General features: G+C 33.5%; 24 protein-coding genes. 16 read left to right on the forward strand and 8 right to left on the reverse strand.

Going from position 1 to position 23,783, the window contains the following annotated elements; genetic code table 11:
- Window positions 1-80: 80 nt before the first annotated feature.
- Window positions 81-815 (reverse strand): CDP-alcohol phosphatidyltransferase family protein, encoded by a 735-nt coding sequence (locus tag GJV77_RS06505; RefSeq protein WP_155035573.1) that lies wholly within the window; start codon window positions 813-815, stop codon window positions 81-83.
- A 386-nt stretch (window positions 816-1,201) separates the two neighbouring features.
- On the opposite strand from GJV77_RS06505, the gene GJV77_RS06510 reads away from it, so the two are divergent.
- Window positions 1,202-2,326 carry a lipoprotein N-acyltransferase Lnb domain-containing protein gene (locus GJV77_RS06510; RefSeq protein ID WP_155035574.1) on the forward strand — a complete coding sequence of 375 codons (1,125 nt, stop codon included), beginning with the start codon at window positions 1,202-1,204 and terminating at the stop codon, window positions 2,324-2,326.
- A 3-nt stretch (window positions 2,327-2,329) separates the two neighbouring features.
- Window positions 2,330-3,067 (forward strand): tyrosine-protein phosphatase, encoded by a 738-nt coding sequence (locus GJV77_RS06515; RefSeq protein ID WP_155035575.1) that lies wholly within the window; start codon window positions 2,330-2,332, stop codon window positions 3,065-3,067.
- 839 nt (window positions 3,068-3,906) lie between these two features.
- On the opposite strand, the gene GJV77_RS06520 is transcribed toward GJV77_RS06515, so the two are convergent.
- Window positions 3,907-4,299, reverse strand: coding sequence for a DUF1573 domain-containing protein (locus GJV77_RS06520; protein WP_155035576.1), 393 nt, complete (start codon window positions 4,297-4,299; stop codon window positions 3,907-3,909).
- A gap of 244 nt (window positions 4,300-4,543) precedes the next feature.
- Here GJV77_RS06520 and GJV77_RS06525 point away from each other — a divergent pair, with 244 nt between their 5' ends.
- The 3 genes from GJV77_RS06525 (at window position 4,544) to GJV77_RS06535 (ending at window position 8,636) form a co-directional block, all read left to right on the forward strand.
- Window positions 4,544-7,177, forward strand: a complete 2,634-nt coding sequence (locus GJV77_RS06525; protein WP_155035577.1) for a valine--tRNA ligase — start codon at window positions 4,544-4,546, stop codon at window positions 7,175-7,177.
- Window positions 7,178-7,249: 72 nt separating this feature from the next.
- On the forward strand, window positions 7,250-7,885 hold the full coding sequence (locus GJV77_RS06530) for a TatD family hydrolase (protein WP_155035578.1): 636 nt from the start codon (window positions 7,250-7,252) through the stop codon (window positions 7,883-7,885).
- A gap of 34 nt (window positions 7,886-7,919) precedes the next feature.
- On the forward strand, window positions 7,920-8,636 hold the full coding sequence (locus GJV77_RS06535) for a tRNA threonylcarbamoyladenosine dehydratase (protein WP_155035579.1): 717 nt from the start codon (window positions 7,920-7,922) through the stop codon (window positions 8,634-8,636).
- Between the two features lie 52 nt (window positions 8,637-8,688).
- Here GJV77_RS06535 and GJV77_RS06540 read toward each other — a convergent pair whose 3' ends face one another.
- Window positions 8,689-9,885 (reverse strand): aromatic amino acid transport family protein, encoded by a 1,197-nt coding sequence (locus tag GJV77_RS06540; RefSeq protein WP_155035580.1) that lies wholly within the window; start codon window positions 9,883-9,885, stop codon window positions 8,689-8,691.
- 37 nt (window positions 9,886-9,922) lie between these two features.
- Window positions 9,923-11,128, reverse strand: a complete 1,206-nt coding sequence (locus tag GJV77_RS06545; RefSeq protein WP_162521580.1) for an aromatic amino acid transport family protein — start codon at window positions 11,126-11,128, stop codon at window positions 9,923-9,925.
- A gap of 191 nt (window positions 11,129-11,319) precedes the next feature.
- Here GJV77_RS06545 and GJV77_RS06550 point away from each other — a divergent pair, with 191 nt between their 5' ends.
- The gene (locus GJV77_RS06550) at window positions 11,320-11,727 is read left to right on the forward strand and encodes a Fur family transcriptional regulator (protein ID WP_155035581.1); all 408 of its coding nucleotides are present in this window, start codon (window positions 11,320-11,322) and stop codon (window positions 11,725-11,727) included.
- Here the strand turns inward: GJV77_RS06550 and GJV77_RS06555 are convergent.
- From GJV77_RS06555 to GJV77_RS06570, 4 genes are all read right to left on the reverse strand, one after another.
- Window positions 11,724-12,707 (reverse strand): YpdA family putative bacillithiol disulfide reductase, encoded by a 984-nt coding sequence (locus GJV77_RS06555; RefSeq protein ID WP_155035582.1) that lies wholly within the window; start codon window positions 12,705-12,707, stop codon window positions 11,724-11,726. The genes GJV77_RS06550 and GJV77_RS06555 overlap by 4 nt on opposite strands.
- 162 nt (window positions 12,708-12,869) lie before the next feature.
- Window positions 12,870-13,541, reverse strand: coding sequence for a YceI family protein (locus GJV77_RS06560; RefSeq protein WP_155035583.1), 672 nt, complete (start codon window positions 13,539-13,541; stop codon window positions 12,870-12,872).
- Between the two features lie 169 nt (window positions 13,542-13,710).
- Window positions 13,711-14,217 carry an azurin gene (azu, locus tag GJV77_RS06565; RefSeq protein WP_155035584.1) on the reverse strand — a complete coding sequence of 169 codons (507 nt, stop codon included), beginning with the start codon at window positions 14,215-14,217 and terminating at the stop codon, window positions 13,711-13,713.
- Window positions 14,218-14,327: 110 nt separating this feature from the next.
- Window positions 14,328-14,825: a hypothetical protein gene (locus GJV77_RS06570; protein WP_155035585.1), complete on the reverse strand. Its 498-nt coding sequence runs from the start codon at window positions 14,823-14,825 to the stop codon at window positions 14,328-14,330.
- A 230-nt stretch (window positions 14,826-15,055) separates the two neighbouring features.
- On the opposite strand from GJV77_RS06570, the gene GJV77_RS06575 reads away from it, so the two are divergent.
- From GJV77_RS06575 to rpsR, 10 genes are all read left to right on the forward strand, one after another.
- On the forward strand, window positions 15,056-15,631 hold the full coding sequence (locus tag GJV77_RS06575) for a DJ-1/PfpI family protein (RefSeq protein ID WP_155035586.1): 576 nt from the start codon (window positions 15,056-15,058) through the stop codon (window positions 15,629-15,631).
- Window positions 15,632-15,719: 88 nt separating this feature from the next.
- Window positions 15,720-16,586 (forward strand): carboxylating nicotinate-nucleotide diphosphorylase, encoded by an 867-nt coding sequence (gene nadC / locus GJV77_RS06580; protein ID WP_155035587.1) that lies wholly within the window; start codon window positions 15,720-15,722, stop codon window positions 16,584-16,586.
- A 203-nt stretch (window positions 16,587-16,789) separates the two neighbouring features.
- A complete protein-coding gene (locus tag GJV77_RS06585; RefSeq protein WP_155035588.1) occupies window positions 16,790-17,689 on the forward strand; it encodes a YihY/virulence factor BrkB family protein in 900 nt (299 codons plus the stop codon).
- A 39-nt stretch (window positions 17,690-17,728) separates the two neighbouring features.
- The gene (locus GJV77_RS06590) at window positions 17,729-18,157 is read left to right on the forward strand and encodes a DUF2147 domain-containing protein (protein WP_155035589.1); all 429 of its coding nucleotides are present in this window, start codon (window positions 17,729-17,731) and stop codon (window positions 18,155-18,157) included.
- Window positions 18,158-18,356: 199 nt separating this feature from the next.
- Window positions 18,357-18,863, forward strand: coding sequence for a LemA family protein (locus tag GJV77_RS06595; protein ID WP_155035590.1), 507 nt, complete (start codon window positions 18,357-18,359; stop codon window positions 18,861-18,863).
- A gap of 410 nt (window positions 18,864-19,273) precedes the next feature.
- Complete coding sequence (gene priA / locus GJV77_RS06600) at window positions 19,274-21,724, forward strand: replication restart helicase PriA (protein ID WP_155035591.1); 2,451 nt, start codon at window positions 19,274-19,276, stop codon at window positions 21,722-21,724.
- Between the two features lie 103 nt (window positions 21,725-21,827).
- A complete protein-coding gene (locus GJV77_RS06605; protein WP_155035592.1) occupies window positions 21,828-22,370 on the forward strand; it encodes a DMP19 family protein in 543 nt (180 codons plus the stop codon).
- Window positions 22,371-22,482: 112 nt separating this feature from the next.
- The gene (locus tag GJV77_RS06610; RefSeq protein WP_155035593.1) at window positions 22,483-23,037 is read left to right on the forward strand and encodes a helix-turn-helix domain-containing protein; all 555 of its coding nucleotides are present in this window, start codon (window positions 22,483-22,485) and stop codon (window positions 23,035-23,037) included.
- A gap of 71 nt (window positions 23,038-23,108) precedes the next feature.
- Entirely contained in the window at window positions 23,109-23,450 is a 342-nt protein-coding gene (gene rpsF, locus GJV77_RS06615) for a 30S ribosomal protein S6 (protein ID WP_155035594.1), read from the forward strand.
- 5 nt (window positions 23,451-23,455) lie between these two features.
- The gene (gene rpsR / locus GJV77_RS06620; protein ID WP_006260233.1) at window positions 23,456-23,752 is read left to right on the forward strand and encodes a 30S ribosomal protein S18; all 297 of its coding nucleotides are present in this window, start codon (window positions 23,456-23,458) and stop codon (window positions 23,750-23,752) included.
- Window positions 23,753-23,783: the final 31 nt, after the last annotated feature.

The raw sequence follows: 23,783 nt of genomic DNA on the forward strand, positions 1-23,783 counted from the left end.
TTGTTTGAATTGTTACTCTATTAAAACAAAAAAGGGATTATCCTATTCGAATAATCCCTCTTTATTATATATTTTTTTTGTTATGCTTTGCTAGTACTTAAGTTCTTACCGATCGATAAGAAAATATAAAGTAATATGATAAGTGGTATAGCGATATATTTTAACGCAATTAGTAACACTATGGATAATATGATGAATACTAACTGTAGCTTGAATGCACCTAAATTATTAGGCTTAATCTTTAAAGAAAATAGTGGTAGCTCTGCATTCATGATGTAGGCACTTAATAGACTTATCACTACTAATACATAAGGATTGCTGATAGTGTTAATCAAGAATTCTGATGAAGTGGTATTGATAATCATCGGCAGGCTAAGAATAAATAGTGCGTTTCCTGGTGTTGGTAGGCCAATGAAAGAATCTGTTTGTCTAGTGTCAATATTGAACTTAGCCAATCGATGTGCTGCTCCTAGTGTTATGATAAAACCTAAATAAGGAACAACTCCCATATAGTATGTTTCAGGCGTTAGATTATAAATTTCTTGATTTTCCTGAATATTAGCTAACATTTTATAAACAACTAACCCTGGTACAACTCCACTCGTTACCATATCTGCTAAAGAGTCCAATTGTAATCCCATTTCACTTTTTACATTCAAAATTCTAGCTACAAATCCATCCCAATAGTCGAAGAATATTCCAATGCATACCCAAAAAAATGCCATTTGAATATTGTCATCGAATGCATAAATACAAGCGATTAACCCGGATAGTAGGTTTAATAATGTAATAATATTGGGAATGTGTTTTTTCATTTTGTTTAGACTTTATTTGAGTATTTACCTTTTTAAACGATGGTAATTGTACTTACAAATGTATCAATTATACTTTTAAGTTGTGACGTCTTGGCTATTCTTAACACAATTATTAATTGAAGTCTATTCGCTAAAAATTATAAAGAAATTTAGACTAAGCGTTATAATACCTAATGTGTTAGGTGTAATATACAATAAGTATTGAAAGTAGTGATCTTGGTAGGTTGAGTTATAGGTGGTTGATAATCATGTTGATAGGCATGTGTTTTTGAATTGTTATGACTTTTAATATTATTAATTCTATGATTATTCATTAGGTATTCTCTGAAAAATAGTGTGATATTTGTATGAGTTGGAAATTGTACTTGTACATGAAAATTTTAGAAATGAAACATATATTATATTCTCTTTTAGTTTTTTTATTTAGTATTCAAATCAGTGTGGGACAGGTGGAGTCACGTCAACTTTCCGATTATGCGGATGTTAGCGTACTGACGATTGGCACAGGGCCTATGCTACACGAACTCTTTGGACATACTGCTATACGTGTGTCTGATCCTAGTCAAGGTATCGATCGCGTGTATAATTTTGGTATGTTTGATTTTGCAACGCCTAATTTTGGCTTGCGTTTTATCAAGGGTGATATGTTGTATTTTGCGGATTATACGACGATGAGGAATTTCATTGCGAATTATGTTTATGACAATAGAAGTGTGTATGAGCAGAAGTTAGCGCTAACTTCAGATCAAAAGAATAAAGTTTGGAAGAGTTTAAATGAGTCTCTGGAAGAAGAGAATAAATACTACGTTTATAAGTTTATTAATCAAAACTGTACGACAAAGGTTGTTGATATTGTCAATGCTGATAGTGGTACTGCAGTAACTGTTGATATCCCCGAGAATCAATACACCTATCGCGAAGTATTGAATTCTTACCTAGGCGATAGCTATTTGTTGAAGTTAGGAATCAATATGATCTTAGGGTCTGCTATTGATCAAAAAAATGCGAAACAGTTTTTACCGGATAAATATATGAAAGGACTTGATGTAACCATTATTAAGGGGAAACCAATAGTAAAGGAAAAGCTTACCATATTCGCGGCTGATCAGTCAAAGAAAGGCGTAGCAGCATGGTGGGATTCATATCTTGTTTTTAGTCTTTTATGTTTAGGATTGGCTTTTTTAGCCTATAAGTTTAGACAAGTTCGTTCTATACTATTAATAGTGGTTGGTGTATTTGGTGTGTTTTTTCTATTTGTGAATTTTTATTCACTACATGAGGAAGTGCAGTATAATACTATTTTATTACTGTGTAATCCGTTACTTTTACTATTTCCGTTTATAAAACATAAGGCTGTTTGGAAAAAGCGTATCCGTTTATTTTTATTGATTTCATTGACACTTTATGTTGTACTGAATATAACCTCTGAAAAATTAGTTATTACTCTCCCTATATATCTATTAACTTTGTGGTTACTAATAATAGATAGAATTAGTGTAAACAAAAAATAAGCTATGTTTTCAATTTTTAAATCTAAACCTGTCTTGAAGGACTTAATTCCTTCTGGCTATGTTGACATTCATTCCCATTTGCTTTTTGGTATTGATGATGGGGCAAAAACCAAAGATGATACTGCTCATATTATTACAACGATGAAATCTCTTGGTTTTGAACAAGCAATTGCTACTCCACATACAACTCCTTTAGTGTGGGATAATAATAAAGAAGCTATTTTAGCTAAACATCAGGAGACAATTGAGGTTTTGCCAGAATTGACAAGCTCCGTTAATTTGCGTGTAGCTTCTGAATACATGATGGACGATAGTTTTTTAAAGCGTCTAGAGTCGGAAGCTTTATTAACTTTGAAAGATAATTATGTACTTGTTGAAATGTCTTACATCAATCCACCTATTCAGTTACAGGATATTTTGTTTCAATTGAAGTCAAGAGGTTATGAAATTATTTTAGCGCACCCAGAACGATATAATTTTTATCACAAGAACACAGCGATGTATGCTAAGTTGAAAAAAATGGGGTGTCAGTTTCAGATGAATTTATTGTCAACAACTGGTTATTATGGAGGACATGTTTTGGAAGCTGCAAATTATCTTTTGAAAGAAGATATGATTGACTTTGTTGGCTCAGATATTCATCACGATAAGCACTTGAAAGGTTTCGAGTCTAAAGTTCAAATAAAAGATATAAAGAACTTTGAAAAAGCGATTGCTAATAATCAGTTTTTTAGAGAATAAAAGAATGATTAGTACGATACGTTAGTATCAAACTTGTAGTGATAAGTTTATAAGGCATATTAGCTAGTAAGAACACCTTTTTTCAATAATTATGGGAAAAAGGTGTTTTTTTGTTTGGTCAAACTAGGTAGATGTAATTTTATTCATACGCTAAAGAGTAGATTTTGTCACTTAGTAGCTTTAGTTCGTATTGTTTTTTAAAGTCGATCAGATTGCTACAATTGATAATAGACTCACAGACATTGCTTTCCCTTGCTTTCTTGACCTATACGTGTAGTATGCTTGCACTTTCCTTGCCAAGAACGTACTTCTGGGCTACTAAACTGCACCTATTCTGCAAGTATAGCTATAGCTTGGCAACAAATACTGATATCTTGAGAACTCTATGAGTAAAAATAGGCTTCTAATTTTTAAAAAAAGACATCTGCCTATTCAGTATTCTATCGCTAATTTAATAGTAAAAAAGTGATTTTTCGAAAAGTATAAAGAGTAGGATACCGTCTTTTTTAAAAGTAAGTATCTGTTGTCTAGTTAGAGAAATATCCGCATACTTTCCATAAGTACATTTAACGGAAAGATACATGATTTTTTTAAATAAAACTCAGAGGAAGTATAGGAGTTTTTTATTGTTTCAGGGTGTGAATTGATGTTAAACGTTTGTGCCTCTATGCAAATATTGTATTAGAAGTAAATAGGTAAACAGCTCTTGCTAATTAGGTGTAGGTTGTTGAAAATGAGTAGTTAGAATATGAAGTGGGGAATTTATGCCGTATAAGATATTGAAACAAAAAAGCCCTCTCGATAGAGAAGGCTTACTTATTTGATAAAAGTAGTACTGATTATTTTGCAGGAACTACTTCTCCTTTAATTCTTAATGGAACTACACCGTTTACATAGTTTACAGCATTAGACTCTACAGTGATTGTACGGCTAATACGACCAACATTCATATTGTATTGAACTTCAATACTACCTTTTTGACCAGGTAAGATTGGCTCTGTTGGTTTTGAAGGAACTGTACATCCACAAGTTGAACGTACGTCAGTAATGATTAATGCTTCGTCACCTGTGTTAGTAAACTCAAAAGTTCTAAGACCATTGTCTTTACCTCTTTCTACTGTACCGTAATCAATGGTATTGTTTTCAGCTTTAAATTCGATTTTAGGTCCTTTTTGAGCAAATGAAACTGCACTTGTCAAAACTAATACCATAACGGCTAAAAATTTTTTCATTATACCTCTGTTTTAATAATTATTTACTTTTAAAAAAATATAGAATAGTTATTTCACTTAAACCAAAAAATCAACTGCTCATTTTGAGTCTAATTTTTTTATTATTAACGAGTAATAACTATTTTTGCTGTTACAAAGGTACGTAAAAAAAAGTTTAGTGATTTTTTAAGTAAGCTAAAATTAATTAAGAGCTTAGGTTTTTTTGTGAGTATTTAACGTTAAAAACAAGTAAAATTATTAGAGAATGAGTATTCCTGCACAGTTTGACGCGAAGCAAGTAGAGCAAAAGTGGTATCAGTATTGGATTGAAAATAAGTATTTTCACTCTACTCCTGACCACAGAGAGCCTTATACGATTGTAATTCCTCCACCTAATGTGACTGGGGTTTTACATATGGGGCATATGTTGAATAACACAATACAAGATGTATTAATACGTCGTGCACGTTTAAAAGGGCTTAACGCATGTTGGGTACCAGGAACGGATCACGCTTCAATTGCTACTGAGGCAAAAGTCGTCGCTAAATTGAAAGAGCAGGGAATCAATAAAAACGATTTGACTCGTGAGGAGTTCTTGGCACACGCTTGGGAATGGAAAGAAGAGTACGGTGGTGTAATCTTAGATCAATTGAAGAAATTAGGTTGTTCTTGTGATTGGGATCGTACGAAGTTTACTATGGATCCTGAGATGTCTGAACAAGTAATAAAAGTTTTTGTTGATTTATATAACAAAGGATTAATCTACAGAGGATACCGTATGGTTAATTGGGATCCTGAGGCATTGACTACTTTATCAGATGAAGAAGTAATCTATGAGGAACGTCAAGGTAAACTATACCACTTGAAGTATCAGATTGAAGGAAGTGAAGAGTTTTTAGTGATTGCTACTACTCGTCCAGAGACTATCTTGGGTGATTCGGCTATTTGTATTAATCCAAATGATGAACGCTATGCACATTTAAAGGGTAAGAAAGCTATAGTGCCTATCTGCAATCGAGTTATTCCTATCATCTTTGATGAGTATGTAGATATGGAGTTTGGAACAGGGTGTTTAAAAGTGACTCCTGCACACGATGTAAATGATAAGGATTTAGGAGAAAGACATAATTTAGAGATCATTGATATCTTTAATGCAAATGCGACGCTTAATGAACTAGGATTACACTATGCTGGTAAAGATCGTTTTGTGGTTCGTAAAGAAATCGAAACAGAGTTACAAGAAATAGGAGCCTTAGAGAAAGTAGAAAACTACGTAAACAACGTTGGTACTTCTGAGCGTACAAAAGCTGTTATTGAGCCAAGACTTTCAGATCAGTGGTTCCTTAAAATGGAGGAATTAGCAAAACCAGCACTTGAAGCTGTATTAGAGACGGAAGAAGTAAAATTATATCCTAGTAGATACAATAATACATATAGAAGTTGGTTAGAGAATATCCGCGATTGGAATATTTCTCGTCAGTTGTGGTGGGGACACCAGATACCTGCGTTCTATTATGGGCCAGGAAAAGAGGATTTCGTAGTTGCTGAGACTAAGGAAGCTGCTGTTGAGTTAGCTAAAGTAAAGTCTGGCAATGCTGCATTGACAATTGCTGATTTAACACAAGATGAAGATGCACTAGATACATGGTTCTCATCTTGGATTTGGCCAATGTCTGTATTCAATGGAATTTCACAACCTGATAATAAAGATTATAACTACTACTATCCAACAAATGATTTAGTGACCGGACCAGACATTATTTTCTTCTGGGTAGCACGTATGATAATGGCTGGGTATGAGTATACAGGTAAGCAACCTTTCACGAATGTATATTTTACAGGTATCGTTAGAGATAAACAGCGTCGTAAGATGTCTAAATCATTAGGAAATTCTCCTGATGCATTAGGACTAATCGATAAGTTTGGTGCTGATGGTGTACGTGTAGGTTTATTGTTGTCTGCGTCAGCGGGTAATGATATTATGTTTGACGAGGAATTGTGTGCTCAAGGTAAAGCTTTTACTAATAAAGTATGGAATGCATTCCGTCTAATCAAAGGTTGGGAAGTGTCTGAAACTTTAGAGCAACCAGAATCTGCTAAAGTATCATTACAGTGGTATGAAGCTAAACTTCAAAAGACCTTAGTAGAGATAGAAGATCACTTCGATAAATACAGAATTTCAGATGCGTTAATGGCTATCTATAAATTAGTATGGTACGATTTCTGTTCTTGGTTCTTAGAAATGATCAAACCGGGATACCAACAACCAATTGACAAAGCTACTTTTGACAAGACCATTGAGTTATTAGAAGCTAATCTGAAGCTGTTACATCCATTTATGCCATTCTTGTCAGAAGAGATTTGGCAACATATTAATGAGCGTACAGCAGCAAATGCTTTAACAGTATCTTCTTGGCCAGAGCTGAAATCATTTGATGAAGATCTGATTAAAGATTTTGATTTCGCTACTGAAGTTATTGCTGGAATTCGTACGATCAGAAAAGATAAAAATATTTCGTTCAAAGAAGCGATTGATTTAAAAGTTATCAATAATGAAAAGTCATCTGTTTACTTTGACAGTATTATCTCTAAGTTGGGTAATGTTGTAGTTATTGAGTATGTAACGGATCAAGTAAGCGGAGCTTTATCTTACCGTGTGAAATCAAACGAATACTTTATTCCTGTGACAGGAAGTGTAAACTTAGAAGAGGAAATTGCTAAGTTAGAAGATGAGTTGAATTACTTAAAAGGATTCTTGAAATCTGTACAGGGGAAATTGTCAAATGAGAAGTTTGTAAATGGTGCACCTGCTCAGGTTATTGAGAACGAAAGAAAGAAAGAAGCTGATGCTTTAGCTAAAATAGCTACTATTGAACACAGTTTAGCTGGATTAAAATAGTTAGTCATCTCTCCGATATAAAGCCCTTAATTAGCTGTAGCTAGTTAGGGGCTTTTTTTTATCTTCGTATATATGAAAGTTGATATACATACCCATTATTTCAAAGGACAGTCAGAAGGAATACAGATTGTTAATCAATATCCTACTACTTTAGACGATACATTACCTGCTTATTCAGTAGGTATTCATCCTTGGTATATTAAAGAGGAGACAATAGGGGAGGAGTTAGTTTTATTAGAGAGACAACTACAAGCGGCTAATTGTTTAGCATTAGGAGAATGTGGTATCGATAAGAAAATCAATATTTCGTTAAATCTTCAAGTAGAAGTGTTTAAGAAGCAATTACTACTTGCAGAAAAGTACAAAAAAGCAGTAGTTTTGCACGTCGTTTCTGCTTTTCAAGAAGTAATCGCTATCAAGAAAGCATTGAATATCTCTGTGCCTTTGATTATACATGGTTTTAATAAAAAAGAACAAGTAGCAGAAAGTCTTTGGAAGCATGGTTTTTATCTTTCGTTTGGAAAGCATTTGATTAATAATGAAGGCTTGAGAAATACCTTTGTCAAGGTACCTAAAACACAAGTGTTCTTGGAAACTGATGAGGCGAAAGAGATCACAATAGCTGAGGTTTACGAGGTAGCTATATCATTAGATAAAACAATTGAAGCGACGATAGAACAGAATTATAAAACAGTTTTTAATAAATAACATCAGTCTTAGATTGATACAAAAAATCGAATAGATGGCAGTTTGGCAAGAAAGAGCAGAATTACTTTTTAAAGAAGAAGGATTGGAAAAATTAAAGAATGCAAAAGTATTAGTTGTAGGATTAGGAGGAGTAGGGTCATTTGCGGCAGAGTTTTTAGCACGCGCAGGTGTTGGAAATATGACCATTGTAGATGGAGATACTGTTGATATCACAAATATAAATAGACAGTTACCAGCATTGCATTCTACCATTGGTCAGCCAAAAGTTCAGATTGTTGGAGATCGATTGATGGATATTAATCCAGAACTAAACTTAGTACGTATAGAAGAATTTGTTTCACCTGAGCGTGCACATGAGATTGTAACAGGAGATTTTGATTATGTGTTAGATTGTATAGATAGTATTACTCCGAAAATCAATTTGATTTTAGCCGCTAAGCGTAAAAAAGTGAAAGTAATCAGTGCTATGGGAGCAGGAGGAAAAATGATGGCTAATAAGATTGTTGTAAAGGATATTAGTAAAACAGATGTTTGTCCATTAGCAAAGCAGATCAGAAAACGCTTAAAGAAAGAAGGTATTTCATCTGGTGTTAAAGCGGTGTTTTCGACGGAGAAACCAGACGAGAGTAGCTTAAAAATGACAGATGGTACTAATTTTAAAAAGTCTTTTTTTGGTACAAATAGTTGGATGCCAGCATTATTTGGGTTAAACTCTGCAGAGCAAGTTGTGAGATATATTCTATCGAAGTAAAATAAAAAAAGCTGTATCAATTACGATACAGCTTTTTGTTTTTAAGTTCTTACTATGCGGGAATAACATTAATAGCCATTAAAATTTGCAATAATATAATTAAGATGGTGAGTATCCATAAATAGCTAAAAGTAATTTTTTGGGTAAAAGGAGGAGTTATTCCTGCCTCTTTTTGTGCTTTTGTTAGCATAAGCATTGGCATTACTAATGCAAGAACAACTAACGAAATAGAGGCATAACCTAAGGCAATAATAAACCCATCAGGATAGAATAGTGCAAACCCAATAGGAGGTAAAAATGTTAGTAAAATAGCACTAGTATTATTATGAATTAAGGGTTTGTTTTTACCTAAGTCTTTGATGTAATCTTTAAGTGCCATTGATACCCCCAAAAACGAAGTAAGAATGGCAGCACTAGCAAAAATATTGAAAGCCGTTTTTACGATACTTGAGTTTTCTATTTGTTGTATAGCTTTTAATAACCCTTCTAATTTTGTGTTTTCTTCGATTATACGACTAAAGACTGTTTCATTTATATTACCTAATATGGTTAATTCCCATATAAGGTATAATAGTAGAGGAAGTATACTCCCTATGAAGAAAACTAACTTGAGTTGCTTAGTGTTTCCTTCTAAGTATTTTACTAATGTTGGTATTACCACATAGAAGCCAAAAGAAGTGAAGATAACAGGTATAGTTGCCAACACAGGGATACTATTGTTCGGCATATAAGCTAAATATTGCGTTTCTATTTTAGGCAATAATAGTCCAATCACAATACACAAGAATATTAGTTTGATTGAAAAAACGACTTTTGTACCTAAGTCAACGATCTTTGTTCCGAATGCAATAATGCCACCAAATAACAAGGCGAACAGCACAGCGGATAATTCAGCTGATATATCTTTACCTAGCCATTGTTCTAGATTGGTGCGCAAGATGTCGCCTCCCCCAGTAATATAGGCACTAACTAAGGCATACATAAGCGTCAACATACTAATAGCAGTAACGATCGCTCCAGTGTTGCCTAGGTATTTGAAAGTTAAGGTATTTAGCCCGTCACTTGGAGAGTTGTATTTATAAACATCTACTAATAGAATAGAAGTATAATACATAGCAAACCAAATACAGAACAGAATAAATGTCATAAAGGTAAAACCTACATTGGCCGAGATAATGGGCATGGCTAACATTCCTGCTCCAATAGTAGTTCCTGCTACAATTAGAATACTTCCGATAATTTTCTGCATTTTTCTATATTTTAAATGTTGTGAGTTTTTGTTTGTGTTAGTCAAGTACGGGTAATTCCCCTATAGTCATTAAAGTTTGAATAATCAAAATACTTACCCCAAAGAGTAGAATAGCGATAAAAGCTATTTTTTGTCCAATGGTTAATTTTTCACCTCTAGTCTTTTTAACTTTTATATACATAAAAATAGGAATGAATAGAGAAGTAATTACCACAGATATAGCAGCGTATCCTAAAGCAATAATAAATCCATCAGGATAGTAGAATACAAATAAAAGTGGCGGGATAAATGTAATCAAATATGTAGCGACAGGGTTGTTTATATACTTTTGCTTTTTACATAAGTCTTTGATGTAATCAAATAAAGCTAATGCAACGCCTAAGAATGATGTTAAGAGAGCAGCTGCAAAGAAGACGTTTAGTGGGATATTAACCCATTTGGATGTTGTTATTCCTTTAACTGCTTTAATTAGGCCTGAAGGGCCTTTGTTTTCATTGATAATACTGAATAGGGATTGTTGATCCACGCTTCCGAGAATTGATATTTGCCAAATAACATAGACAATCAAAGGCAATATACTACCATATATAAAAGCTTTTTTTAGTAATTTGAGATCACCCTTAAGGTAATTCACCATACTAGGAACGACGATGTGAAAACCGAATGATGTAAAAATAATCGGTATAGATGAAAAAACTAAGGCTTTTTCTATCGGTAGACTTAATAAGTTGTCAAGTTTAACGAAGCCAAACATAAAAAGGATAACGATAAAAAGGAAGATTAGTTTGGTCATGAATATCCATTTTGTCGTTACATCAACTACTTTTGCTCCTAAAGCAACTACTCCTCCGAATACCAGTGTAAATCCTATAGCTATAACTCTAGGAGGTAAATCTGTTCCTAGCCAATTGTCTATATTAAGTTTGATAATATCAGAACCACCTGCGATATAAGCGCAAACAAGGGCATACATTAGCGTAAGCATGCTTATTCCAGTTATGTATTGTCCTGCTTTACCTAAGTAACGCATAACCATTGTATTTAATCCGTCTTCTGGAGAGTGGTCTCTATAGGTTTCAACTAGAAGTATAGCTGTATAGCACATGGCTAACCATATAAGTAGCATTATACCCGTAATGACGAAAAAGCCTACTCCTGAGGATATAATTGGCATTGCAAGCATTCCTCCACCTATAGCTGTTCCTGCAATAATTAATGTGCTTCCGATTAATTTACTATTCACTTTTGTTATTTTATTAGTTTTATTATTGTGAAAAAATAAATATATGTTTTTATTTTTTAGTTTAATAATAAAACAGGGTTCTTTATTGTGTATTTTTTTAAATATATTTAAGCTAATATAATGTTAAGGGTAAGGTACAATTCGATTGATAAACAATGCTTATCTTTGTTAGTAAAACAAAATAGGTAATAATGAGTATAGAACAGGAATTAACTGCAAAGAAGATTAATCCAACAGCAATGCGTATTTTAGTTTTTAAGTTTCTTAAAAAACAAAAAGGAGCTGTTTCTCTTGCGGATATAGAGGCAAGTTTTGAACAATCTGATCGAGTGACGATATATAGAACAGTGAAGACCTTTGAGAACAAAGGATTACTTCACAGTATTACAACAAATAATGTTACTCAATATGCGTTATGTGCTCAGGAATGTGATGAAGAACATCATCACGATACTCATCTACATTTTGTGTGTAGGAATTGTAAAAAAACAATCTGCTTAACACAAGTATCTATTCCCAAAATTGAAGTACCAATTGGTTTTCAGCTTGATGATATAGACGTTGTAGCTAAAGGGGTGTGTAAGGAATGTAAGTCCTAAAATCGACAATATCGATATTTGGAGATGATGTGGGTAAGAATGGTAACAGCGTGAATTCTAGAATTCTCAATAAACCAAGTGTGCGTGTTTAGACCACCGCATACTACACCTGCTAAATATAAGTTCGTCACATTTGTTTCCATAGTTTCTGTATTGTAAGTAGGAGTTTGATTATTATCTTTTGATAGGGTAACTCCTAATTGTTCTAAAAACACAAAGTTAGGACGATATCCCGTAAGTGCAAGAACAAAATCGTTTTTTATTGTTATTTCTGTGTTATTGTTGTCAATAACTACTGAATTTTTTGTTATTTCTTTTAAATTACTATTGAATAGTGCAGTAATGCTCCCTTCATTGATACGGTTCTCAATATCTGGTTTTACCCAATATTTGACATGAGAGCTAATTTCATTGTCTCTTATAACCATTGTAACTTTTGCACCTTTTCTGTAACATTCTAGGGCTGCATCTACAGACGAATTACTAGCTCCTACTACAACTACATCCATACCAGCGTAGTAATGAGGATCCGTGTAGTAGTGTGATACTTTTGGTAGATTTTCTCCGGGAATGTCTAACGGATTAGGAATATCATAAAACCCTGTTGCAATAATGACATCTTTTGCTGTATAGTTTTCCTTTGTCGTTGTAATTTGAAATACGTCTTCTTTGTTTTTTTTAGCATTGACTACCGTCTCAAATAAGTGAATATTTAAGGAGTGCGTAGTTACAACTCGTCTGTAGTATTCTAATGCTTCACTGCGTCGCGGTTTATTCTCTTTGCTGATAAAAGGAATATTGTCTAGTTCTAATAACTCTGAAGAAGAAAAGAATTGCATATTGACAGGATAGTTGAACAATGAGTTAACCAAACATCCTTTTTCAATTATAAGATATGAGAGTCCGTTCTTTTTTGCTTCTATACCACAAGCAATTCCAATAGGTCCTCCTCCGATTATGATAATGTCAAAATGATTCATAGTTTCTTATTTCTAATAGGGTAGATTGAATTTTACTATTAAGTACAAAATTATCCATTTCTTGTGAAATTACACCGATAAAGAAAGCCCTTATCCTAGGACAAGGGCTTTTCTACTGTTGAGTATGATAATCAACTCAATATAACAGTTAACGCTAAGCTATTATTTTGTAGCTTTTGTGTTGATTTTTAAAGTAATGTTATCTTTAATGATTTTGTCTCCTGCTAAATCTTTAATGATTGAACCTGAATTAAAGTTAACTCCCCATTTAGTTCTGTCAATATTAAACTCTTCAGAAGCGATTGTTACATCAGCATCAGTAACAGTAACTACTGCAGGGAAAGAGATAGCATTAGTAACATCTTTTAATGTTAAGTTTCCTGCTACGATTTGTTTTCCGTTTTCATCAGTAATAGATGTTAGTTCGAATGTTCCAGTTGGGTATTTTGATACGTTGAAGAAATGATCAGCTTTCTCTTCAGTAGAACCTTTTAAGTGTCCTTCTAAACCAGCTTTCATTTCAGGATCTTTAAGGTCAGTTACTACGATAGAGTTCATATCAATTACGAATTTACCATTTACTACTTTTCCTTCTTTTACACTTACAGTACCTTCTTTAAGAGCTAGTGTTCCTGTATGGTTACTTCCAGATACTTTTCCTCCAACCCAGTCGATGTTAGACTCAGCTGTTACTACGTTGTAGTTTGTCACGTCCGCTACTGGAGCAGCAGCTTCTGTTTTCGTTTCAGTGTTTGTTTTATCAGCATTTTTGTTTCCACAAGATGCAAATGTCATAGCAGTTATAACCGCTAGAGATAATACGATTTTTTTCATTTTTGTAGTATATGCAATTATATTTACACAAACATACGATAGTTAATTTTTAAAATCAACCATCGAAGGCTTAAAACTCAAAATTAATTAATCTAGATTAAGTAAATAAAAAAGAAAGGGTCAGATTTACGTGAAACTGACCCTTTGTATATTCTTTTTTAGCTAATTACTATTCAGCAATTAATTTACCTTTCATCATAGCGAAGTGTGCAGGGAAAGAACATAAGAAGTCATAAGTTCCAGCTTCAGTGATTGTAAATTCGATTGTATCTGATTCACCACCTCCTAAAGTTTTTGTATGAACAACTACATTGTCTTTTTCGCTAGCAGGGATATAATCTGTAGCTGATGCCTTAGCAGCTTGTTCAGCGAATGCAGTCATATCAGTGCCTGGTTTTAGTAACACCCAATTGTGTCCCATTACATTTTTATCCATCTTACCAACATGTTTAAGTGTTAGTTTGATTTTTTTACCCACAGGAACCTTAATTTCTGATTTGTTGAATTTCATTTGGTCATCACCCGTGATTAAAATTCTAACTGTTTCTTCTTTTTCAGCTTTAGCCTCAGTTGTAGGAGCTTCTGCTTGAGATGCTTTATCTTGTTTTTTATCTCCACAAGAGACAAACATTACTGTAGCTATCGCTAATGCAAATACAGTTTTTAATCCTTTCATAATTAATTATTTTAAGTTAAACAAAAGTATTTATGTGAAATAAATTATGTATAAAGGTACGATAATTATGTGTTTTGTGTATTTTTAATCGGTAAATATTTATTAAAATATTATAATTCCTTAAAGGTATTTATCGTCTCTTTTATTTTTTGACTTTCTACTTCTGCATTTTGACTTGTTGTCCATCCCATAAGTAGGTAGTTTGCTTTTTCCCCATTTAGCATTGTTTGGATCATATACATATAAACGTCTTTTTGAGACATTTTTAATTCGTATTGTTGCCCTTTTATCCCGTTTATAGTTACATCTTCTTTTTTGACAATTTCATAATTAGGTCTTTTGTTGTATAAAGCTAAAGATTGATCTACGAATGCTTGGAAATTACTTGTTTGTGCTTTTACGCTTTTCTTTCCAATCAAGTAGGTTTGTAGATAGGTATTTCCGTATTGAAGATCCGCACCAGGAAAAAGTTCTTGTATAGGTGCAAGGTTACTAGGAATTTCTAATGTATAAGCATCTTCGATTGTCACTGTTGTAGGGGGTGTTTGTTTTTGGTTACAGCTAATTGTTGATGCAACTAAAATGGCCAAAGCGATTAATTTTTTCATTGTTGTGTTTATTTAGTTTTCTATAAAAGTACTAAAGATATTTTGTATTCCCTTTGAATAGAGTGGATAAGTTGTTTGATATATAGGTATTTGTTTTAGTTTGGTCAATTTGTGTAGGAAAGAGCAGATAGCTATTTGTGGTTAGAGTGATAGTTTTCATATCTTCTTAACAAGTACATGAAATAAAAATAGTATTTTAGGGGAGTATTACTAATCTAAAAAATATTATTATGGCAAAAAGAGTTTTAATGCTTGCAGGCGATTTCGTTGAAGATTATGAAGTAATGGTTCCTTATCAGGCTTTACTTTCGATTGGTGTTGAAGTAGATGTAGTTTGTCCTGGGAAGAAAAAAGGGGAGGTTATCGCTACGGCAGTACACGATTTTGTAGGATATCAAACTTATGCCGAGTTGAGAGGGCATAATTTTGTGATTAATAAATCTTTCGACGATGTGAATGAAGCCGACTATCAAGGGTTATATATTTGTGGAGGGCGTTCGGCAGAATATATCCGTTTGAATGCAAAGGTTATCGATTTTGTCAAGTATTTCTTTGCTCAGAATTTACCAGTTGCTGCGATTTGCCATGGTATTCAGGTATTGACTCCTGCCGGCGTGCTACAAGGAAGAAAGCTGACAGCTTATCCAGCAGTAGGACCTGATATTACAGTTGCAGGAGGACATTACGAAGAAGTTGGAGCTGATAAAGCAGTAGTAGATGGCAACTTAGTTACTTCTCCAGCATGGCCAGGACATCCTGCTATTTTGAAGGAGTTTTATAGATTACTAGGGGTTGTTATAGGATAATTAAAAACTTGAAATCAATATACTTTGCGATGTAATAAATAGGGAATGTATTTACATTTCTTATTTTAGCATCGCAAATTTTTTTTATATGATAACAGCAGAACAATTTCAGAAAGAATTAGATATCATTATTAGTAATGCTATCCGCGAAGATGTAGGCGATGGTGATCATAGCTCTTTAGCTTGTATTCCGGCTACTGCTAGTGGAAAAGCTAAATTGTTGGTGAAGGAAGAAGGTATTATTGCGGGGGTTGAGTTTGCCAAGCAAGTATTAGCTTTTGTAGATCCTAGTTTAGAAGTAGAGGTTTGTATAGAAGATGGGACACCTGTTGAGGTAGGCGATATAGTTTTGTATATAACAGGTAACTCTCAAGCTATTTTAAAGGCTGAGCGCTTAGTGTTGAATGCTATGCAACGAATGAGTGCTATTGCGACGAAGACGAGATCTTTTGCCCAATTGTTAGAAGGAACGAATACCACTATTTTAGATACGCGAAAAACTACCCCTGGTATTCGAGCTATTGAGAAATGGGCAGTGAAGATCGGTGGTGGTGGAAACCATCGTTTTGCTTTATATGACATGATTATGTTGAAGGATAATCATATTGATTTTGCGGGAGGTATTAGAGAAGCGATCGCAAAGACTAATCAGTATTTAAATGAGACGAATAGAGATTTAAAGATAATAGTGGAAGCTAGAAGTATTGCTGAAGTTAAAGAGATCTTAGCTTGTGATAATGTACACCGTATTTTATTAGATAATTTTGACTATGCTATGACAAGAGAAGCTGTTGCTTTAATCGGTAATCAATGTCAAACGGAGTCTTCAGGAAACATTGATCATACTACAGTTAGGGAATATGCGTTATGTGGTGTAGATTATGTGTCTTCAGGTGCATTGACACATTCTGTACACAATTTAGATCTAAGTTTAAAAGCAGTTGTAGAAGAATAATCTATAATTTGGTTGAATTGTCTAGTTCTAAAAGAATGATGTAGGATTAATAACTTTTGAAAGAAAGAAAACCAATACTAAATTGATTTTTCTTTCTTTCAATAGCTTTTTTTAAAGCTTAATAGTATGATAAACATGTGGGATAACTCACTATGGTTGATAGGAAATTAAATAGTACCTTTGATAAATAAAGTATAAATAACATGTCAAAAAGTATTGAGGATAGGTTAGAACGAATACCTGTGATAAGTCAGTTAGTGGCTTTTTTAAAAGGTATAAAGTTTTCTTTCTTGGAAGGATATTCACTTTATGACTTAGTTGAATTATATGTGGTAGGTATTGTTAGAGGAGCTTTTTCTTATCGAGCTGGTTCGATTGCTTTTAGTTTTTTTATGGCATTATTTCCATTCGCGTTATTTATATTGAATTTGATACCGTATATCCCCGTAGATAATTTCCAGGCAGATTTTATGCAGTTTGTTGCGGATTCAGTACCTCCAACGACTTTTGATGCAGTAGAGTCCACCTTAGCTGATATTATGAGCAATAGTTATAAGTCCTTGTTGTCTTCTGGGTTTTTGCTATCAATATTTTTAATGACTAATGGTGTATTTGCTATTATTGGTGGATTTGAATCATCTTACCATATTACAATCTCTCGTAATATTGTTCGTCAATATTTAGTAGCCTTAGTACTTTCTGTACTTTTAGCCTTCTTATTAATATTTTCTGTTGCTGTTTATGTAGGTTTAGAGGTATTGATGTTTAAATTCGAGATAGATAATACATTGATACAGTGGTCTAGAAGTGTTTTTTTGCTTTTAATAGTACTCTTGACAACGTCTATTTTGTATAAGTTTGGTGCTAAAGAAACCATGAAGGTTTCGTTTATTTCTATAGGTTCTGTTTTTACCACCATTCTTTATATCCTGACTTCCTTTCTTTTTGGAGTATATGTTTTGCGATTTGCGAGATATAATGAATTGTATGGGTCGATAGGTACTTTGTTAGTGGTAATGTTTTACTTGTGGATTAACTGTATGATTTTATTGCTGGGTTTTGAATTAAATTTGGCAATAAGTAAACTTAAGTCAAAAAAATAGTTATATTTGGTTATAAACCTTAAACCAAAACATATAATTATGAAAAACTTTCTAATGACATTAGCAGTGACGCTTACTGCGGTGTGCACGATACAAGCACAGGAGATTGTAGGTAAGTGGAAGACAATTGACGACAATACAGGTAAAGAAAAATCTATTGTAGAAATCTATGAAAAGGGGGGCAAATATTATGGTAAGGTAATTAAATTACTGAATCCAAGTAAACCTAATCCTACTTGTGATAATTGCGAAGGAGATGAAAAAGGTAAACCAATTGAAGGGTTAGTAATTATCAAAGGACTCGAGAAAAAAGAAGGAGAATATACAGGAGGAAAAATAACAGATCCTGAAAGTGGAAAGCAGTATAAATGTGCTGCTAAATTGAATGGAAAGGATAAATTAGATGTTAGAGGCTATGTTGGGTTTTCTCTCTTAGGACGTACTCAGACCTGGATAAAAGCAAACTAAGTGATTGTATTTACTATCAATTACCATTTGGAATGTATATACTAAAGACTACTAGCTACAGTTAGTGGTCTTATTTTTTGTATGAACCAGATTTATTTTTTTAAGTGTATATTCATTAGGTGTAGAAAAGGTAGATACCTTGATAGTTCTCTTTCCAAACAATTTGATTACTTTTTCATTTGAATCTAAGTTGTTTATAATGGTATCAGCCTACAACAGCTTGGCTAAACGAAAAAACCAAATACAAAATGCGATATCATCTTTAGATGCATTGTTTATGCAGCGAGCTGATTTAATACCAAATCTTGTAGCTACAGTGAAAAAATATATGTCTTTTGAACAAGACTTATTGGAGAAAATTACCTCTTTGCGTTCACAGGTAGTAGCAACAGCAGTTGATAATCCTTATTTGAACCCTGAAGAGGCAAGTGCAGCATTGAAGCAGTTGTTAGTACAAGTAGAAAATTACCCTGAGCTGAAGTCTAATGCTCAGTTTTCACAATTGAATTACGCCTTTATGGACTGTGAGGAACAAATAGCAGCAGGACGCAGATTTCTTAGTGCTTCTATCACTTCTTATAATAATGCTGTAGTTGTGTTTCCAAGTAATTTGATTGCTAATCTTTTTGGTTTCAAAAAATATGAATGGGTTTATGCTACCGAAGAACAAAAGGCGGCTCCAAATGCTGCTGATTTACTGAAATAAGTAAATTAGTTAAAATCAAGCAGAATATCAGATCGGAAAATGATATGAATTACTTATGACTAAAATAAAGGGGCTGATCTAGTTAGGGCTAGGTTGTTTTTATCTTTTAGGTATAATGGATTCCTTTTGAAAAGTAGAATAGTTTTATAGAAATAAATCAGAAAGAAGGTTGTTGGGCTTAATAGCAAACAACCTTCTTTTTTGTTTCTGTTTTAGTATTTAGGAGGTTTTATTTGGGAATACCTTCTTAATTATGAATAATCTACGGAAGCCTTATTTAAACTGACCAAAGTGATCAATACAGGAAATAGGTGTAATGATAAAATTGTGATTAATTAGAGCTAATTGAATGGTGTGGTATAGAGTTAAATTGAAAGGATTATCTTTGTGAAACGTATTAAAAAGGAGAGATGTATTATTTCGTTGAGGTTATTATTCCATTGGCTTTAGAGCCAACATTTACTTATCAGGTTAGTGAAACTGAGTACGCTTTTATCCAAGTAGGTATGCGTGTGGCTGTACCTTTTGGTAAAACGAAAGTGTATACGGCGTTGGTTATTGAAAAGCACAATCGCCTACCTCAGTTGTATCAAGCGAAGGAGATCAATGAAATCATTGATTTGTCTCCAGTGGTTACTCAAAAGCAAATAGACTTATGGAAGTGGATGGCAGAATATTATATGTGTACGATTGGGGAAGTTTATCGCTGTGCAATGCCTTCTCGTTTGCTTTTGGAAAATGAAACTTTGGTGCAGTACAACGATAAAACAACAATTCAAACAGATGAGTTAAATGATTCAGAGTATTTGATTTTTGAAGCATTGCAATCTCAAGCTATCTTAAAAATTGAAGAGATTATTGCTATTCTCAACAAGAAGAAGGTTTTTCCAATTATTCATTCCCTTTTAGAAAAAGGGGTGATCTTTCTACAAGAAGAGATGGTTGAAAAATATAAACCGAAACAAATACGTTACATCAAATTAGCAGAACAATATATTGAAGAGAATGGTTTAGCTGATTTGATGGGAAAGGTCTCTCGAGCTGAGAAGCAAAGGGAGATGATCTTAAAGTATTTTCAAATGAATGCTGTGACCAAAAAACCAATAACAGCAAAACAGTTGATGGAGGAGTCTGAGACGACGAATGCGGTATTAAAAGCATTGTTGGATAAAGGTGTTTTTGAGGAGTATTATTTGAATCAAGATCGTGTAATTTTTGGTGATGCAACACAGGATGTTGTCGAATTGAATGACGAGCAGTTAAAAGCTCAATGGGAAATCGAACAAGCATTCCAGCATAAGGATGTAGTATTATTGCATGGAGTGACAGCATCAGGAAAAACAGAAGTATATATTAAATTAATAGAAAAATACTTAGCACAAGAAGGACAGGTACTGTTCTTATTGCCAGAGATAGGGTTGACAACGCAATTGGTACAGCGATTAACCAATTACTTTGGAAATAAAGTGGCAGTGTATCACTCTAAGTATTCCCATAATGAACGTTTAGAGGTTTGGGATCAGGTGTTAAATCAATCAGAAAAGTCGAAGATTGTAATTGGTACACGTCTTTCGGCCTTTTTACCATTCAATAATTTACAATTTGTAGTAATTGATGAAGAGCAAGAGCAAAATTATAAACAACATGATCCAGCACCTCGCTACCATGGAAGGGATTGTGCTGTAGTTTTAGCAAAGCAACACGGTGCTAAAGTATTGATGGGGTCTGCAACACCTAGTTTGGAGACTTACTATAATGCTAATCAAGACAAGTATGGCCTAGTAGAGTTGCGTAAACGTTATACGAATGTACATTTACCAGAAATTGTCTTAGTAGATATAAAGGATAAGTATAAACGCAAGCAGATGACAGGGCATTTTTCAGATTATTTGATTGATGCGATGAATATGGCATTATCACTCGAGGAGCAGGTGATTTTGTTTCAAAACAGAAGGGGATTTTCTCCCGTTGTAGAATGTATGACTTGTGGGGCAGTACCTGAATGTCCTCACTGTGATGTGAGTTTGACTTATCACAAATATCGCAACGAACTGCGCTGTCATTATTGTGGATACACCTTGCCTATGCTTAAACAATGTTACCGATGTCATAGTGTTGATTTGAATACAAAAGGGTTTGGGACTGAGCAGATAGAAGAGGAGTTAAGGGAGTTGTTCCCAAATAAACGTATCGGTCGTATGGATCAAGATACGACTAGGGGAAAATATGGATTCGAAAAGCTGGTAGAGGCATTTGAAAATAAAGAAATTGATATTCTGGTCGGAACTCAAATGTTAGCGAAAGGATTTGATTTTAGCAATGTCAATTTAGTAGGAGTGATGAATGCGGATAACAGTCTATACCATCCTGATTTTAGGGCGCATGAGCGAGCTTATCAAATGTTAGTTCAGATTAGTGGGCGAGCGGGCAGAAAAGATAAAAAAGGCAAAGTTGTCGTACAGACTTTCAATCCTTATCACAATATTATTCAGCAAGTAACGAATAATGACTACATTGGGATGTTTAAAGAGCAAATGTACGAACGATATAGTTTTAAGTACCCACCATTTTATCGATTGGTTAAGTTGACTTTGCGTCATCGCGAATTTGAAAAATTAAAAGAAGCTTCATTTTGGGTGTATAATAGTTTAAAACAACAGTTTAATATTCCAGTATTGGGACCAGAAGAACCTGCTATTAATCGTATTCGGAATCAGTACATACGTGTGATATTAATTAAAATTCCTCAACAAGTGCCATTAAACCAAACAAAAGCACAGGTTAAGCAGGTTTTAAAAAGCTTTGAAGCGATAGGGGCGTATCGTTCAGTAAAAGTGACGATTAATGTTGACTTTTATTAAAATAATATTAGGATAGGTCTATGTGGTTATGCAAAAAAACTTACCTTAGATAAAAGATACAGAGCGAGCCTATAAGGCTAGTGTTGAACAATAAAAATAAAATATGAAAGATTTAAAGATTGTAGTTTCAGATAAATCTGTAAATAGTGAAGATGTGTTTGATGTAGTTTATTCAAACATTACATTTATTAATTTATTAAGAGAAGAGGTGGAAGGGAGTCCTGAAGAGTATATCCACCCAGATGCGATCCTTAGTTATTATGTAGATTATTACTTGGTAGAGTATAATAATGGTAATTTTTCTCAATTAGTATGGAATACTCAAGTTGATTACGATTTCTTTGATTTGGTAATGCAGGGAATGGAAAAGATGGGAGCAAAGGAGCACTTGGCGTTTTTACAGAAGCAAGTGGCTTTTTTGAAAGAATTTGATGAGGTTGCACTAGAAGCTTTTATTGAAACAGATTATTTTGGAGAGAACCCAACACGAGATGCTTTAAAAAATGATGATTTTTATGCAATCAAAGAAGATTTGGTTGCATTGAACGCGAATTGGTTGAAGACTCATCGTGATTTGTTGGTGCTGTCTATTGAAGGAATGTATCAAAAAGCAGAAGAATTATTGGGAAAAAAAATAGATCGATAAACGCTAAAGCTTTTATATAGAGTGAAATGTCGTCACAATGTCAGTAATATGTCGCTAGTGAAAGACAAGGTTGTGTTTTAATTTTGAGTCATAGGAATGAAATGAAAAAGTTATGATTAAATTAAAAGAGCTAAGAGTTCAAAAAGGGTATTCACAGGAAGAACTATGTGAGCGTTCAGGAATTAGTATTCGCACTATCCAAAGGGTAGAAAAAGGAGGTAGTGAGCCTAGGGGAACTACTCGACAGTTGTTGTGTCAAGCTTTAGATATACCCGTAGAAGATTTACATGATTTAGCAGTATTGCCAGACGAAAAAACAGTAGATGGAATGTCGTATATACTCGTTTTAGTTGGGATTGTAGTGCCTTTAGGAAATATTATAGCTCCGTTAATTTTCTGGATAAATAATAGGAAAAAGAGTTTAGAGATCCTAACTCTAGGAAAGCATGTTGTTTACAATCAGATAATTTATACACTTTTGTCAATTGTATTAGTGGTGACTTATGTAATAGGGAAAATTAATCATGTGGAAAATATGGATTATTTGATGTTGACTATTCTTTTTTTAGGAATTGTAAATTATGGGATAAGCGTTTATGCTTATTTTTCTATCGAAAGGGAAGGAAATAAGATTTTTTATTATCCTTTGTTTAAAAAAGAGAGGTAGTTTTTTTGGAAGGTAAGAATAAAGTTGTTATTTTTGCACCCAATTTTTATAACAAATAAAATTTTTTATTTATGAATCAATATGAAACTGTTTTCATCTTGAATCCCGTTTTATCTGAAACTCAGGTAAAGGAAACAGTAGCGAAATTCGAAGAATTTCTTACTTCTAGAGGAGCTGAGATGGTAGCTAAAGAGGACTGGGGCTTAAAAAAATTAGCTTACGAAATCCAAAACAAAAAAAGTGGTTTTTATCACTTATTCCAATTCACAGCACCTGCTGATATCATTATCAACTTTGAAACTGAATTCAGACGTGATGAGAGAGTTATGCGTTTCTTAACTGTATCTTTAGACAAACACGCTGTAGCTTGGGCTGAAAGAAGAAGAGAGAAATTAAAAACTAAAAAAGCTTAATTGTTATGTCAAGTATAGAACAATCTGCAAAAGGTAAAAAAGACGGAGATATCAGATATCTAACGCCTTTAAACATTGAAACAAACAAAACTAAAAAGTATTGTCGTTTCAAAAAATCAGGAATCAAATACATTGATTATAAAGATGCTGATTTCTTATTAAAATTCGTAAACGAACAAGGTAAAATTTTACCACGTCGTTTAACTGGAACTTCTTTAAAATACCAAAGAAAAGTTTCTGTAGCAATTAAAAGAGCTCGTCATTTAGCTTTAATGCCATACGTAGCTGATTTATTAAAATAATTAAAAAATAAGTTGTTGGTTTTCCTTTGTG

It is taken from the genome of Myroides pelagicus (genome assembly GCF_009711055.1).
GTDB classification, from domain to species: domain Bacteria; phylum Bacteroidota; class Bacteroidia; order Flavobacteriales; family Flavobacteriaceae; genus Flavobacterium; species Flavobacterium pelagicum.